At 65.0% G+C, this 14,073-nt stretch carries 10 protein-coding genes; all 10 read right to left on the bottom strand.

Features of this window, described 5'->3' with window-relative positions; translation table 11 throughout:
- Positions 1-3 precede the first annotated feature (3 nt).
- Positions 4-288: a DUF2934 domain-containing protein gene (locus tag IWW33_RS02425; protein ID WP_046787285.1), complete on the bottom strand. Its 285-nt coding sequence runs from the start codon at positions 286-288 to the stop codon at positions 4-6.
- Positions 289-302: 14 nt separating this feature from the next.
- Positions 303-3,077: a malto-oligosyltrehalose synthase gene (locus IWW33_RS02420; RefSeq protein ID WP_174141633.1), complete on the bottom strand. Its 2,775-nt coding sequence runs from the start codon at positions 3,075-3,077 to the stop codon at positions 303-305.
- A complete protein-coding gene (gene malQ / locus IWW33_RS02415) occupies positions 3,074-5,143 on the bottom strand; it encodes a 4-alpha-glucanotransferase (protein WP_119688632.1) in 2,070 nt (689 codons plus the stop codon). The genes IWW33_RS02420 and malQ overlap by 4 nt, the downstream gene beginning before the upstream one ends.
- Entirely contained in the window at positions 5,140-6,882 is a 1,743-nt protein-coding gene (gene treZ / locus IWW33_RS02410; RefSeq protein ID WP_174141634.1) for a malto-oligosyltrehalose trehalohydrolase, read from the bottom strand. The genes malQ and treZ overlap by 4 nt, the downstream gene beginning before the upstream one ends.
- Positions 6,883-6,896: 14 nt before the next feature.
- A complete protein-coding gene (gene glgA / locus IWW33_RS02405) occupies positions 6,897-8,456 on the bottom strand; it encodes a glycogen synthase GlgA (RefSeq protein ID WP_115275324.1) in 1,560 nt (519 codons plus the stop codon).
- 535 nt (positions 8,457-8,991) lie between these two features.
- Positions 8,992-9,822, bottom strand: coding sequence for an alpha/beta hydrolase-fold protein (locus tag IWW33_RS02400; protein WP_196914181.1), 831 nt, complete (start codon positions 9,820-9,822; stop codon positions 8,992-8,994).
- A 15-nt stretch (positions 9,823-9,837) separates the two neighbouring features.
- Complete coding sequence (locus tag IWW33_RS02395) at positions 9,838-12,165, bottom strand: TonB-dependent siderophore receptor (RefSeq protein WP_231386140.1); 2,328 nt, start codon at positions 12,163-12,165, stop codon at positions 9,838-9,840.
- Positions 12,166-12,230: 65 nt separating this feature from the next.
- Positions 12,231-13,160 carry a DUF4880 domain-containing protein gene (locus IWW33_RS02390; protein WP_119688635.1) on the bottom strand — a complete coding sequence of 310 codons (930 nt, stop codon included), beginning with the start codon at positions 13,158-13,160 and terminating at the stop codon, positions 12,231-12,233.
- Positions 13,157-13,666, bottom strand: a complete 510-nt coding sequence (locus IWW33_RS02385) for a sigma-70 family RNA polymerase sigma factor (protein WP_174141636.1) — start codon at positions 13,664-13,666, stop codon at positions 13,157-13,159. The genes IWW33_RS02390 and IWW33_RS02385 overlap by 4 nt, the downstream gene beginning before the upstream one ends.
- Positions 13,667-13,793: 127 nt before the next feature.
- On the bottom strand, positions 13,794-13,961 hold the full coding sequence (locus IWW33_RS02380; RefSeq protein ID WP_168216561.1) for a DUF6026 family protein: 168 nt from the start codon (positions 13,959-13,961) through the stop codon (positions 13,794-13,796).
- Positions 13,962-14,073 lie beyond the last annotated feature (112 nt).

Here is a 14,073-nt window from a genome sequence, read left to right as displayed (position 1 = left end):
GGCTTAGCCAGCAGCCGGCTTCTTCACCGTCTTGGGCTTTTTCGCAGCGGCCGGTTTCACCCCTGGCAGCGCCGCAGCCTTGGGCTCGGCAGGTGCTTTTGGCGCCGCCGCGACCTTGGGCTTGGCGGCGGCCTTCTTGCGCGGCGCAGCCTTGGGCGCCAGTGCCTCGGCCTCGGCCAGCTTGCGGGCCATGTCCCAGTGGCGCTCTTCCTCGCCTACAGGCTTACCTTCAGACTCCCAGATCTGGTAGGCAAATTCGCGAATACGTTTTTCATCGACACTCATCATGACGCTCCTGATGCTCAAGATTGTTGTATCAACACATTGACCGGAAATTCCGACAGCACGGCGCTCAACATCAGCTCCTTTGAAGGGCTGACCACCGCACTTGGGAAAAGTCCCATCGAGTTGGCAGGCGACAAGGCAAACGGCAGAATCACCCGGGTGTCGTCCCAGTTCTGTGCCGGGATCAACGGTGTAGCAGCGCCGCCCAACAGGCCGCTGGCCAGGCGCGGGGCGACGACGATGGCGCGGTGTTCCTCACCCAGCCGGGCAAAGGCCACGACCTTGTCGGCATGGCGGCCCTGCACGTTCAGCGGCAGGTAGGCACCGCGGCGGAACAGCTCGGCGTGGGCCTGCCGGCAATCCAGCAGCCGCGCCAGCAGCGCCTGCTTGATGCGGCCGTCGCGCCAGTGCGCCAGCAGCTCTGCCACGGGCAGGGCGTCGTCCAGCGTGCGACGCCTGCAAGCGTAGTCCACGGGGCGGCGGTTGTCGGGGTCGACCAGGCTGAAATCCCAGTACTCATTGCCCTGGTAAAGGTCTGGCACGCCGGGCACGGTGCTGCGCAGCAAGGCCTGGACCAGGCCATTGAGGGCGCCGGGGGTGGCGATCGACTGCGCCGCGTCGGCCAGGGACTGGCGTAACTGCTGGTTCTCGCGGTCGAGCAACAGGCCATCGACATAGGCGGCGCAGGCGGCCTCGTAGGCTTCGTTCGGCGCGTTCCAGCTGCTGCGCAGCTTGGCTTCGCGCAGCGCCTTCTGCTGCCATTGGCGGATGCGCCCGGCATAGTGCTGCAGGGCGTTATCGTCGTGCAGGTCAAGGTCCAGGGGCCAACTGCCCAACAGCGTCTGCAACAGCAGCAACTCGTCGCCCGGGCTCGGCGCAACGCCGTCGTCCAGCTGTTCACGCAGCGGAGCAGCCAGCTCGCGCCAGTGCTCCACGCGGCTGGCGAACCAGGGGCCGCGTTCGCTCAGCACGGCCAGCCGCGCGCGGGTGTCTTCGCCGCGTTTGTGGTCATGGGTGGCGGTGGCCAGCAGGTTGTCGGGGAAGTCGCGCAGGCGGCGCTGGGCCTCGTTGTGGAAGTGTTCGGGGCCGGCACTGAAGCGCTCGGCCTCGAAGCCTACGTCATTGCGCGACAGCAGGCGGGCCGAGCGATAGAAGGTGGTGTCCTCCACGGCTTTGGCGGCGCTGGGCGCGGTGAGCTGTTGAAAGCGCACGCAGGCATGGCGCAGGTGCTTGCGCGGCCGGCCGGGGGGCAGTGCGCGCCATGCCTGGCCGCCGAGCCATTGTTCAAGCTGCTCGAGCAGCGGCCAATCGGCTTCGCTGAGGTCGTGGCGGGCATTGGCCAAGGCCTGCTGGAAGAATTTCTCGTCTTCGGCCGGGCGGCCGCAGGCATTGAAATACGTGCGGTACACCGGGTAGTGGGCAACCAGCGCCTGCAACGCGCGGCGGATCGCCCCAAGGGTCAGGTCGCGGGTCATCAAGTCGTCGCGCGCGACGTGCAGCAGCGCCTGGGCCACCGACTCGCAGTCGCCGGCCAGGCTGGCATTGAGCACCAGATGCCGGGCCTGGCGGACTTCCTCCGGAAAGTCCGGGCGCTCGCTGACAGTGGCCCACAGCTCGGTCAACGGCGCTTCGCCGGCGGGGTCGTGCTGCAGCAGCGAGACCTGGTTCATGAACTCGTAGCCGGTGGTACCGTCGGTGAGCCAGTCGCGATGCAGGTGTTCATCGGTGCCGAGAATCTTCTCGACGTAGATCGGGAAATGCTCAAGCGCCGCATTGAGGGGGCGCCTGGCAAGCAGACCGTCGACCCGCCGGCGCAGCTTGCGGCAATAGCCGCGTGGGTCGGCCAGGCCGTCGATATGATCGATACGCAGGCCATCGACCAACCCTCGCTCAATCAGCTCGAACAGCTTGGCATGGGTCGCCTCGAATACCACCGAGCGCTCTACGCGCAGACCGCCCAGCTCGTTGATGTCGAAGAAACGCCGCCAGTTGATGTCGTCGGCGGCAGTGCGCCAGCTGGCCAGGCGGTAGGTTTGGCGTTCCAGCAGCAGGTGCAGGCGTTTGAAGCCGCTTTCGGTGCGGCTGTCGAAGGCGAGCAGTGCAGACTGCAGGTCGGCGCCCTCGCGCACCAGGCGGGCCAGTTCGGCTTGCACCGGCAAAGCCGCTGCCAGCGGGTCGGCTGCATCGTTCAGTGCGGTGAAGTGCTCGGCCAGGCGCTGCAGGGCAGGCTCGGGGCTCAGGGAAAGAATCCAGCCATAGTCAACCGGGCAGATCGGGAAGCGGTGCTCGTAATGGGCCACCTGCAGCACGCCGTGTTGCTCGTCGAACTCCAGCGGAATTTCGCCATTTTTCAGCGCCGCGCCATAGTCACAGCCCAAAAACGGCAGCAATAGCTGGCCGGCCAGCAGGGGGTCGCTGGAGTGCCACTGGATATCGAAGAACTCGGCGTAGGGGCTGCGCCGGCCCCACGCCAGCAAGCTCTGCCACCAGGGGTTGTCGGCGCCGCCGACGGCCATGTGGTTGGAGACGGTGTCCAGGATCAGGCCCATGCCGTGCTGGCGCAAGGCGGCCACCAGTCGCTCCAGGGCGGCCTCGCCACCGAGCTCCGGGTTGACCTGGGTCGGGTCGACCACATCGTAACCGTGGCGCGAGCCGGCGCGGGCCTTGAGGATCGGCGAGGCATACAGGTGGCTGATGCCCAGCTGGGCAAAGTAGGGCACCAGCGGCAGTGCATGGTCGAGGGTGAAATCGCTGTGCAACTGCAGACGCAGGGTGGCGGACAACGGCTTCATCGGTCACGCTCCCAGGCTTGTTCGCGGGCCTGGGCCAACAGCTCCAGGCGGCGCGCGGCATCTTCATCGTCGAGCAGTTCGCGCACCGGGGGCGCGAACCGCCGGCGCCAGTTGGGGTGGCCTTCGGTCGTGCCAGGGAGGTTGGGTTGCTCTTCACTGCCGAGCAGGTCTTCGAGCGGGATCAGCACCAGCGGTGCGCGGGTGTGACCAACGTAACGGATGGCAGCATCGATCAAGTGGTCGTTGTCCTTTAGTGGGCCGTAATTGGCTTGCAGGGTGCGGCGCAGGCCGTCACGCTCTTTCTGTCGCGCCTGGCGCCAGTGCAGCTCGGTGGCGTCATCGATCAGTTGCAGGCGCTGGCTCCAGTCGATGTCGCGGCTTTGCAGCCAGCCGGCCAAGGGCGCCAGGTCGTGGGTGCCGGTGGTGGCCAAGGCTTTGTCCGGCCAGTCGAGAATCGGCGTGAAGTGGCCGGGCTGGGCCTGCTCGAAAGGCAGCACGCGCATGCCCAGCACGGCCTTGTCCGCCAGTTGTTCGCGCAGGCCTTCAGGCACGGTGCCCAGGTCTTCACCAAGGATGATTGCCTGGTGCCGCACCGACTCCAGGGCCAGCAGGCGCAGCAGGTCCTCCAGCGGATACTGCAGGTAGGCCCCTTCGTCGGGCTTGCAGCCACGGGGGATCAGCCACAGGCGGCGCAGGCCCATCACATGGTCGATGCGCAGGCCGCCGGCATGGGCCAGGTTGGCCCGCAGCATTTCGATGAAGGCGCGGTAGCCATTGCGTTTGAGGCCTTCGGGCGAGAACGCGCAGATGCCCCAGTCCTGTCCGCTGCGGTTGAGGATGTCCGGCGGGGCGCCAACCTTCAGGTTGGCCAGCAACTCGTCCTGGCGGCTCCAGGCCTGGCTGCCGGCTCCGTCGGCGCCCACCGCCAGGTCGGCGATCAGGCCGACCGCCATGCCGTTGCCACGGGCGGCTTCCTGCGCGCGCTGCAGGCTGCGCTCGGTCAGCCACTGGCAGAACGCATGGAACTCGACCTTGGCGGGATACGCGCTGGCGAAGGCCTCCACTTCTGGGTGATAGGGGTCGTGCCAGGCGCTCGGCCAGTTGCGCCAGTCGGCGCCCAGGCCGTCGTCCACGGCTTGTGCCTGCAGCACTTCAAAGCGGCAGTGGTGCTCCAGCGCCTGGCCACCGGCCTCGCGGAAGCTCTCGAAGTCTTTGCGCAGGGGGTGATCAGCCTGGATGAAATTCTGGTACAGGGCGTCGAGCAGGCGCAGGCGGGCGTCGGCGGCGCGTGGCCAGTCGACCAGCGGGCGTTGCTCGAGGTCTTCCAGGGTTTGCTCCAGGCCACAGGCCACGACGGCCATGCGCACGGCACGTTCACCGAGCACGGCAGCGGGGCTGGCGTACAAGGGGTTGAGCAGCAGGCGGCTGGAGGGTGAGTAGGGGCTGTAGTGTTGCTGGTCGAACGCCGACAGGGCGTGGATCGGGCTGATGGCGAGGGCGTCGGCACCACGCTCTGCGGCGCTGCGCGCCAGTTGCTCCAGGGCCAGGCAGTCGCCGTAGCCGCCATCACCTGGGCGGCGCAGGCTGTAAAGCTGCACCGCAATGCCCCAGCAGCGCGGTGGCGGCTGTTCGACAGCGTCCTCCAGGCTGTGGCAACGCAGCGGCGCCACGGCCACTGTGAAAGTACGGCCATCGATATCGACGCGGTGATAGCCCAAGGGCAATGCGCCAGGCAGTTGTGCCTGGTTGTCGAGGGTCAGGTCGAGCTGGCTGTGGTCTTCCAGGGTGCAGCGGGCGGCGCTGCCTGCGCTGAAGTAACGCGCCAGTGCCAGTGGCCGGCCCAGGTCGGCAGTCAACAGCGGCGGTAAGTGTTCGCTGTCTTCGGCGGCGTCCACGGCGCGCAGGCTGTCCTGGAGGGCGCGGTCGTCACTGGCCGGGTGGCCAAGCGCTTCAAGGACCTTGCGCAGCACGTCGTCGCTGACCTGTTGTGGCCTGTTGTTGGCGTCGATCCAGTCGCGGGCCAGCCCTACGCGGGCGGCCAGGCGGTGTAATGCAGTTTCACTCATGGGCGCTCCTGGCCAGGTGCAAGCAGGCTGACCACGCAGCTGTACGCAGACAGTGCGGTGTCGGGGTGCGTGGTATCGCTACTGTCGAACAGGCGGTGTTCGGCTGCGGGCAGTTCGACCGGCTGTGGCGTGGCGGCCAGGTTCAGGTCGATGCGCAAGGTGTTGCCATTGCCCAGGCGCCAGCGTGCGGTCAGTGCCTTGTCGCCCAGCACGTCGGTGCCCAGCGCACGGCTGCCAGGCAGGTACGGTATGACATGGCGCCGGCGCAGCTCGAGCAGTTGCTGATAAAGGCCGTGCCAGCCGGCGATCACTTCCTGACGCTGTGGCCGTGAGGCCTGGAATGTCTGTTCGGCATTGGGGTCGGGGATGCGCTCGCGCTGCTCGGGATCGGCAAACGCGGTGAAGTGGGCGAATTCGCCACGCCGACCTTCGCGCACGGCATCGGCCAGCTCGTCATGGAAGTCGGTGAAGAACAGAAACGGCCGGCAACTGCCATCCTCTTCACCCATGAACAACAGCGGGATCATCGGCGACAGCAGCAACAGGCCGGTAGCGGCGCGCAGGGCAGGGACCGGGCACAGGCGGGTCAAACGTTCGCCCAGGGCGCGGTTGCCGATCTGGTCGTGGTTTTGTAGAAACAGTACGAACGAACTGGGCTCAAGGTGGCCACTTGGTTCGCCGCGCGGCTGGCCATGGCGGTTGGCCTGGCCCTGGAACACGAACCCTTCGGACAGGCAGCGGGCCAGCTTGTTGATTGGCTGTTGCTGATAGTCGGCGTAGTACCCTTCGGTTTCACCCGTGAGCAGCACGTGCAGGGCATTGTGACCATCGTCGTTCCACTGGGCATCAAAGCCCTGTTCCAGCAAAAACGCCTGGTTGTGTTCATTCTCCAGCATCAGCCATACCTGCCGGCCAGGTTCCACCGCAGCGCGTACCCGTTGCGCCAGCTCGACCAGGAAGTCGGGCTGGTCGATGGCATGCACTGCATCCAGGCGCAGGCCGTCGCAGCGGTAGTCGCACAGCCACATCAGAGCGTTCTGGATGAAGAACTCACGCACCTCTGGCCGGCGGAAGTCAATGGCTGCGCCCCAGGGCGTCTGCCGGTCCTCACGGAAGAACGGGCTGGCGTACTGGTGCAGGTAGTTGCCGTGCGGCCCAAAGTGGTTGTAGACCACGTCCACCACTACCATCAGGCCCTGGCCGTGGGCGTTGTCGACCAGCGCGCACAATTGCTCTGGGCTGCCATAGCTGTGCTGCGGCGCGAATGGCAGCACGCCGTCGTAGCCCCAGTTACGCTCGCCAGGGAACTGCCCCAGCGGCATCAGCTCGATGGCGCTGATGCCAAGCTCTGCCAGGCGCGGCAGATGCCGGGCGACACCAGGGTAGCCCTCGAGCACGCCGACGTGCAGTTCCTGAATCACCGCTTCGTGCCAAGGGCGGCCTCGCCAGGGGTGTTGCCAGGCGTAAGCCTGGGTGTCGACCACCTGGCTCGGGCCCTGCACGCCTTCGGGCTGGTAACGCGAGGCCGGGTCGGCCACCCGCAGCTCGCCGTCGATGCGATAGTGGTAACGGTCACCGGCCTGGCACGGGGCAACGCCGGTATACCAGCCATCTGCGTCGGGCAGCAGCTCGATCGGCGGCTGCTGCTCCAGTTCCAAGCTCACGCTGCGCGCATCCGGCGCCCATAGGGCGAAGCGCGCCGACGTGGCGTCCAGTAGGTGTGCGCCATGCCTGTGCATCTTCGACTCCCCGCTCAGTAGTGGCTCAACTGTGCCTGTTTGACCAGGTCCTCGTAGAGGCGGGCGTAGGGTTCGACCGCCTGGCACCAGTTGAACGGCTGGGTCATCGACAGGCAGCGCATGGCGTTGAGCAGGTTTTTCTTGCCGTAGACATAGAAGGCACGGCTCAGCGCTTCGCGGTAACTCTCCACGGTCGACTCATCGAACAGGAAACCGGTGACGCCATTCTCGATCGTGTCGGCCAGGCCTCCGGTGTTGCGCGCTACGGGCAGTGAGCCAAAACGCTGCGCATACATCTGGCTCAGGCCGCAGGGCTCGTAGCGTGATGGCATCAGCAGGAAGTCGCTGCCGGCGAACATCCGCCGCGCATCGGTTTCGTTGAAGCCGATACGCACGCCGATGCGGCCGGGATGGCGCAGGGCCAGTTCGCGCATGGCCTGCTCTTCTTCAGGCTCGCCACGGCCGATGATCGCGATCTGCCCGCCCTGTTCGACGATGTAGTCGGCCACGCCCAAGGTCAGGTCCAGGCCTTTCTGGAACACCAGCCGCGAGACTACGGCGAACAGTGGCCCTTCGCTTGGCTCGAGTTCGAACAGGCGGCGGACTGCTTCGGCATTGCGCGCCTTGCCATCCCAGTCGTTGATACTGAAGTTGTGCTGCAGATGCTGGTCGGTGGCCGAATCCCAGCTTTCGTCGATGCCATTGGGGATGCCGCCGAGCAGGCCTTGCTGGGCCTTGCTGGCGAGGAAGCCATCCAGGCCGCAGCCGAATTCCGGCGTGGTGATTTCGCGGGCGTAGGTGGCACTGACGGTGGTGATGTGGCTGGAGTAGGCCAGGCCGGCCTTGAGGAAGGACAGCTTGCCGTAGAACTCCATGCCTTCCTGCTGCATGGCATGGTCAGGGATCGCCAGCTCCGGGCTGCAGGCGCGGCTGTACACACCTTGGTAGGCCAGGTTGTGAATGGTGAACAGGGTCGGGGTGCTCAGGCCGCGCCAGTGCATGTAGGCCGGGGCCAGGCCTGCCGGCCAGTCATGGGCGTGCACCACTTCGGGCTTCCAGTGGATCTTGCCTTCACCGGCGGCAATCTCGGCCGCGGCAAGGCCAAGGCGGGCGAAGCGGATGTGGTTGTCGGGCCAGTCGCGACCGTTGTTGGCACCATAGGGTGTGCCGTCGCGCTGGTACAGTTCAGGGCAGATCAGCACGTAGATGACCAGGCCGTCCGCCATGTCCATGCGGCCGATCTTGCACGGCGGCAGGGCCGCATGGCCGCCGAGTTCGCCGACGATATGAATGGGGTTGTCGCTTTCCATCACCTGGCTGTAGCCGGGGATCAGCACACGGACATCGTGCAGGTGCGCCAATGCCCGCGGCAGTGCAGCCGAAACGTCACCCAGGCCGCCGGTCTTGATCAGGTCGGCAATTTCGGAGGTGACGAACAGGATCTTGCGTTTGTTGGGGTTGTGCTGGCGCTGGGCGCCGGGTGCCTTGACTGTCGTGGCGAAATCCGGGGTGAGCGGTTCGCGGTTTTCCGGTTTGAATGAATCTACGTGAGGTTCGACAGCGGCACTGATCATACTTCTCTCCGTCCCTATGGTGTGGCCGAGTGCTGGCACCCGTTTGCTTTATTTCGTGCTGGTTATCTCTGTTTCGTGTCTTCGTAGTGCGGTCCTTGCCCCAAGGTCGTGCGCGCAGGCACGGCGCGATCGGCATTCCCGCCGAAAGCGTTTGGTCTGGAAGGAGTGAGCGGGCTGCAGCGAGGGGTATCCCATTGCTTTGGCCTACTTAAAGTTCCTGACCCGTCGCCTTTTGCAAAAGTTCGACTTTTTTCATGTCGCCTCTTCCCTGAGCAAATCGCGGGCCGAAAGCTGAGTGTAGGAGACCGGAAGTAAAAAAGGTGACCCACTGGTCACTTTCGTTATGACGCGAGATAGACGCAAACGTTGGCGTGTGTCATCGCTTTGAGAAGGGGTGTTCCAAGAGAGGGCGCAGGCAAATTTCGGGGGGCCATTTTGTGGCGAAAAAGGGTGTATGCACCGTTATGGTGCATTCTGGGGCTTGCCCATTTTGGCCTTCTCGCAGGTCGATCTGCGAAAAGGCCGACACCTGCAGCTAGAACCTGCGGGTACTGATCAACTCATCCAGGACCCGTGTCGGCACCCTGAACGGCACCGACATGTGATCTTCCCCAGCCTCGAGCTGGAAATCACTGCGCAGCCCGTACTGCGACAGTGCCTCCAGACGCAATTGCAGGGCCCGGGCATCCTGAATCTCCTGGGGCATCTCGCGGTCACCGATCAACAGCATAAGGCTGCTATGGGTCAGGTCCAGTTGCCCGGCGTGGGCACGCTGCGTGAATGTCCGCTCATGGGCCATCAGGTAGCGGTCACGCCACCACAGGCTCGGGCTGATGGCGATCACGTGCTGGAACAGTTGCGGTCGGGTAAACAGCGCATACACGCCGAACATGCCGCCGAACGAATGCCCGACCAGGCTGCGCTGGTCCTGATCGACCTTGAAGCGGGCATTGACCTTTGGCATCAGGCGTTTTTCGATGAAGTCCAGGAACAGGTCCTGGCCACCTTGGGGTGGTTTGTTGCGCTCGGCAGGTTGCGGTGGCGACAGGTCGAAGGCGCGGCGTTCGAAGTCCAGTGGGGTGTCGCTGGGGTAGCCGATGGCGACCAGTATCGCGCCGCGCAGCCGGTCCTGAGCGCGCTTGGCAGCATGAAACGCCGGGAAGTAGGCGTTGCCGTCAAGCAGGTAGATCACCGGGTAGCCGCCGGTCCAGGGCACATCGCCCTCCGGCAGGCTGATCATGATCCGGTATTCGCGGCCCTCGGCACTTTTCATCGACCATTGCTCGGTGCCGTCCAGCGTCACCGGCGCGGCGTGGGCCAGGCTGGCAAGCAGCGCAGTGCCCAGCCAGATCATCAATGTGCGCATGTTCATCCCCCCCCTTTACCAGCGATAACTCAGACTGGTGACCACGCTGCGCGCTTCACCCCGGTAGCAGTAGCCCTGCTGGCAGTTGATATAGCGTTTGTCGAACAGGTTGCGCGCATTGAGCGCCAGGCGAACGCCGTCCAGGCCGCCGCCGAAGTCGTAGTGCACGCCAGCATCGACCAGTGTGTAGCCTTCGTTCTTCACGGTGTTCTGTGCATCGCCGTAGTTGCTGCCGGTGTAGCGGGCACCGCCAGAGACGCCTACGCCCATCGGCAGGCGGTAGTCGAGCCAGACAGAAGCAAGATGGCGGGGAACGTCCAGTGGCTGCTTGCCTTCATTGCCATCGTTGCTTTCAGTCACTTCGGGGTCGTTGAAGCTGTAGCTGGCGGTCATCTTCAGCCGGTCGCTGAGGTCGGAAACGGCTTCCAGTTCCAAGCCCTTGGAGACCTGCTCGCCAGTGGCGATACTGTTGATCGGGTTGGCCAGGTCGCGGGTCAGCACGTTCTTCTGGGTCAGGTGGTACAGCGAGGCGGTGAGCATCGTTGCGCTGCCTGGTGGCTGGTACTTCAAGCCCACTTCGTATTGTTCGCCTTCGGTGGGTTTGTAGGCACCGCTGCCACTCTGTGGCTGGAACGAGGTGGCGTAGCTGGCGTAGGGTGCCAGGCCGTTGTCGAACAGGTAGAGCGCGCCGACCGAGCCAGTGGTGGCTGAGTCACTGGTCTTGCGGTTGATGCCGCTGAGGTTGTCGCTGCGCCGCACGTGCACGAAGTCGCGGCGCAAGCCGGCCGAAAGCCGCCAGCGGTCGAGGTCGATCTGGTCCTGCAGGTACAGGCCGGTGCGTTGCTCCAGGCCATCTTCGTCCGCCAGCGGCGTACCCGGTTTGGCCACCGGTTGGTGGTAGTCGGGCGCGAAGCGGTCGATCGACGGCGCCGGGCCGCTGGCATACAACAATGAGGTGTCGATCCAGCCGTAGTCCACGCCGGTCAGCAAGGTGTGGTGCAGGGTACCTGTTGCAAAGCGGCTGACCAGGCGCGTGTCGGCCGAGACACTCGACATGTCTTCGTACACACCGATGGCATCGCGATCGAGGATGTGCCCCTCGCGCTCCTGATAGGGTTGCAGGTACTGGTTGGTGGTATCGACCTGGCCGTAACGCAGGTTCTGCTGGAAGCTGAAGGTGTCGTTGAAGGTGTGCTCGAATTCGTAGCCGAAGGTCCATTGGCGCTGTTGCAGCTTGTCGAAGTACTCGTCACCCTGCCAGAAATCGGTCAGGTGATCGCCCTGCTGGTAGAGCATCGGTGAGGCGGCTGTCTCGCGTTCCTGGTATTGCGCCAGCAGTGTCAGGCTGGTGTCTGGGTCGATCTGCCAGGTCAGCGAGGGTGCGATCAGGCGCACGTCGTTGTTCAACTGCTCGATATAGTTTTCGGCATCGCGGTACACACCCACAACGCGGTATAGCAGGTCGCCGGACTCGTTCAGCTTGCCACCCAGGTCGAATTGCCCTTGTTGGTGGTTGTAGTTGCCCGACTGGATCTGCACTTCGTTTTTTGCCTGCAGGCCAGGGCGTTTGCTGACCCGGTTGACCATGCCGCCGGGGCTGATCTGCCCGTACATCACCGACGACGGGCCTTTGAGCACTTCGATGCGTTCCAGGTTGTAGGCTTCGGTCTGGTACAGCGACAACCAGCCGCTGCCGGGTTGGCGCAGGCCATCGAGAAAGTCCGCGCCCATGGTGGTTTCGAAGCCACGGATGCTGATCATGTCGAAACGTGGGTCCAGGCCTGATGCGCCTACCCGTACACCGGCAGTGTAGGCCACGGCATCCTCGACGCGGTCGACCTTGCGGTCGGCGATCTGCTCGGCGGTGACCACGCTGATGCTCTGCGCGGTTTCCAGGATGGGCCGGTCGGTCTTGGTGGCGCTGCTGGCGTTGCTGGCGAAGTAGCCCTCGACGGGCGCGAAGGCGCTTTGCGAGGCGGTTGCGTCGATGCTGATCGGCTCCAGCTGCAGGCTGGCGTCGCCCTGGCCTGGCAGCACGACATAGCCGGCGCTGGACTTGTGCAGTTGCAGGCCACTGCCACTGAGCAGTTGGTTCAGCCCGTCTTCCAGCGGGCCGCCACCGGCCAGCCCTGGGCTGTTCAGGCCGCGCACGGCCTCCGGCGAGAAGGACAGGGTGATCCCGGCACGTTCAGCGAAGGTGCTCAGCGCCTGCCCCAAGGGGCCTGCCGGGATGCTCGGCGCGGTCGCTGTGGCGGCCAGCGCACCGCCGGCGTGCAGGGCCAACGCAAGGTACACGGCACGTGACAAGGTTCGGGAGCAGCGGGGCGGTCGGGCAGGCAGCATGAAGCGATCCATTCGAGGAGGTGATCATCCCTAACCGGATGAGCGCGTGAAGTCCGACAGTTTTTTCATGCCTGGGATGAAATACGCACCCACCAGCGTGTGCGTTGGTCGATACGCACAGGCAGCAGGTGGGCGATGTTGTCCAGCAGTGCCCCCGGCTGGTCGAGGTGGAACACGCCCGACAGGCGCAGGTCGGCCACTGCCGGGTCGCAGCGCAGCCAGCCACGGCGGTAGCGAGCGGCCTCGGCGAGGAAGTCGGCCAGGGGTATATCGTTGACGATCAGCAGGCCGCGGCTCCAGGCGAACGGATCCAGGGCGCCGCCGCCCAGAGGCGCCAGTCGCGAGGGGTAGAGCGCAAGGCCGCTGCCAGCCTGCACCCGCTGCGAGCCCGCAGCGGCAGTCACCAGCACTTCACCGCGTTCGACGTGCAACTCGCTGTAACCATCGCGCTCGCGCAGCACGGCGCGCGCCTGGTGGCCTTGGCAAACGCCCTGCTGGCAGCGCACGCGCCAGTCGGCGCCATCGACCAGCATTTCGCCACTGCGCAGGCGGATTTCCCTGCCATGCAGGTCAACGGCGCTGTCAGTGTTCAATTGCAACTCAAGGTCGCCGTTCAGGCGCAACTGCCGCTGTTCGCCGACACCGGTGGTCAAGTCACTGCGCCACGCGGTGGGCGCAGTGCCGATCAGCAGCGTGGCGCCGCCCGCTGTCAGGCCCAGGCCCAGCAGCTTGAGGGTGCGGCGGCGGCTCAGGTCGACGTCGGCCTGGCGCAGCACGGCAGCCGTGCAAGTGGCATCGGGCAGGTGCCCGTTGTGGAAGTGCCCGCTGACCTGCTGCATGCGCTGCCAGGCCAGGTCATGCCGTGTATCACGCAGCCGCCAGGCATTGAACTGGCTGAACACCTCGACATTGCCCGGGCTGGCCCGCAAGCGCATCTGCCACTCGATGGCCGTACGCACGATGGCTTCAGGCAGCCGCTCTGGCGCGGCGGTCACTCGAAGCACAGCCGGTAGCAGTGCAGTAGCGCGTTGGCCACGTGGCGCTCTACCGTGCGGCTGGAAACTCCCAGCCGTTCGGCTATTTGCGCATGGGTCAGGCCGCTCAGCTGGTACAGCAGGAAGGCGTCGCGCACGGTGGGTTTGAGGCCATCGAGCAATTGCGCGATGCGCTCAAGGCACTGCATGGCCTCGTGGCGCACGTGCGGGGAGGGGTAGCAGGCCTCGGGCAACTGCGCCAAGGTTTGCAGGTAGGCGCGCTGCAGTGCATCGCGCCGCCAATGGTCGACCACAAGGCCGCGGGCGATGCGTACCAGCAGAGCGCGGGGCGCCTGGGTACTGATCGGCTGGTTGCGCACCAACAGGCGTACGAACGTGTCCTGGGCCAGGTCTGCGGCCTGTTGCGAGCAGCCCAGCGAACGCTTCAGCCAGCTGTGCAGCCAGCCGCGCTGGGTGTCGTACAGGACCTCAAGCGGAATGATCGCATCCGTTTCATGCACTGCCATGCAACGCCCCGGGCCAGGTGAATGGAGAAAGCGCGCACGATAAACGCGAATCGTTCCCAATTCAAACTTTTTTCTGTGGGGGCCAGCAGTGTGGGAGCGTTAACGCTCCCACCAGGGGGAGAATGAATCAGAGGCTTACAGGTTCATCGCCGGAGCGCGCCCGCTCCAGCTGCATGTGCAACTGAGCGACTTGCTGGCGCAGTTGGTCGCGTTCGTCCTTCAATTTACGCAGCTCATCACGGCGCACGGAGACATAGAGGGTCTGGGTTGGAGTGGCAGGCATCAAGGTACCCATGTAAACACCTCGCGGTTTTGGCTGGTGACAATCAAAGCGTAGTCGCTTCACGCGGCGGGCATTCTGAATTCTTTCACTGCTCATTGGAACTTTTTTGTTTAACGTTGTCTCG

It is taken from the genome of Pseudomonas sp. M2 (assembly GCF_015751845.1).
GTDB lineage: Bacteria > Pseudomonadota > Gammaproteobacteria > Pseudomonadales > Pseudomonadaceae > Aquipseudomonas > Aquipseudomonas putida_E.
This window is presented reverse-complemented; position numbering and strand designations above follow the sequence as displayed.

What these genes read in the sequence shown, in the direction of transcription:
- IWW33_RS02425 (WP_046787285.1), bottom strand. Translation starts at nt 288, where the DNA reads ATGATGAGTGTCGATGAAAAACGTATTCGCGAATTTGCCTACCAGATC.
- IWW33_RS02420 (WP_174141633.1), bottom strand. Translation starts at nt 3,077, where the DNA reads ATGAAGCCGTTGTCCGCCACCCTGCGTCTGCAGTTGCACAGCGATTTC.
- malQ (WP_119688632.1), bottom strand. Translation starts at nt 5,143, where the DNA reads ATGAGTGAAACTGCATTACACCGCCTGGCCGCCCGCGTAGGGCTGGCC.
- treZ (WP_174141634.1), bottom strand. Translation starts at nt 6,882, where the DNA reads ATGCACAGGCATGGCGCACACCTACTGGACGCCACGTCGGCGCGCTTC.
- glgA (WP_115275324.1), bottom strand. Translation starts at nt 8,456, where the DNA reads ATGATCAGTGCCGCTGTCGAACCTCACGTAGATTCATTCAAACCGGAA.
- IWW33_RS02400 (WP_196914181.1), bottom strand. Translation starts at nt 9,822, where the DNA reads ATGCGCACATTGATGATCTGGCTGGGCACTGCGCTGCTTGCCAGCCTG.
- IWW33_RS02395 (WP_231386140.1), bottom strand. Translation starts at nt 12,165, where the DNA reads ATGCTGCCTGCCCGACCGCCCCGCTGCTCCCGAACCTTGTCACGTGCC.
- IWW33_RS02385 (WP_174141636.1), bottom strand. Translation starts at nt 13,666, where the DNA reads ATGGCAGTGCATGAAACGGATGCGATCATTCCGCTTGAGGTCCTGTAC.
- IWW33_RS02380 (WP_168216561.1), bottom strand. Translation starts at nt 13,961, where the DNA reads ATGGGTACCTTGATGCCTGCCACTCCAACCCAGACCCTCTATGTCTCC.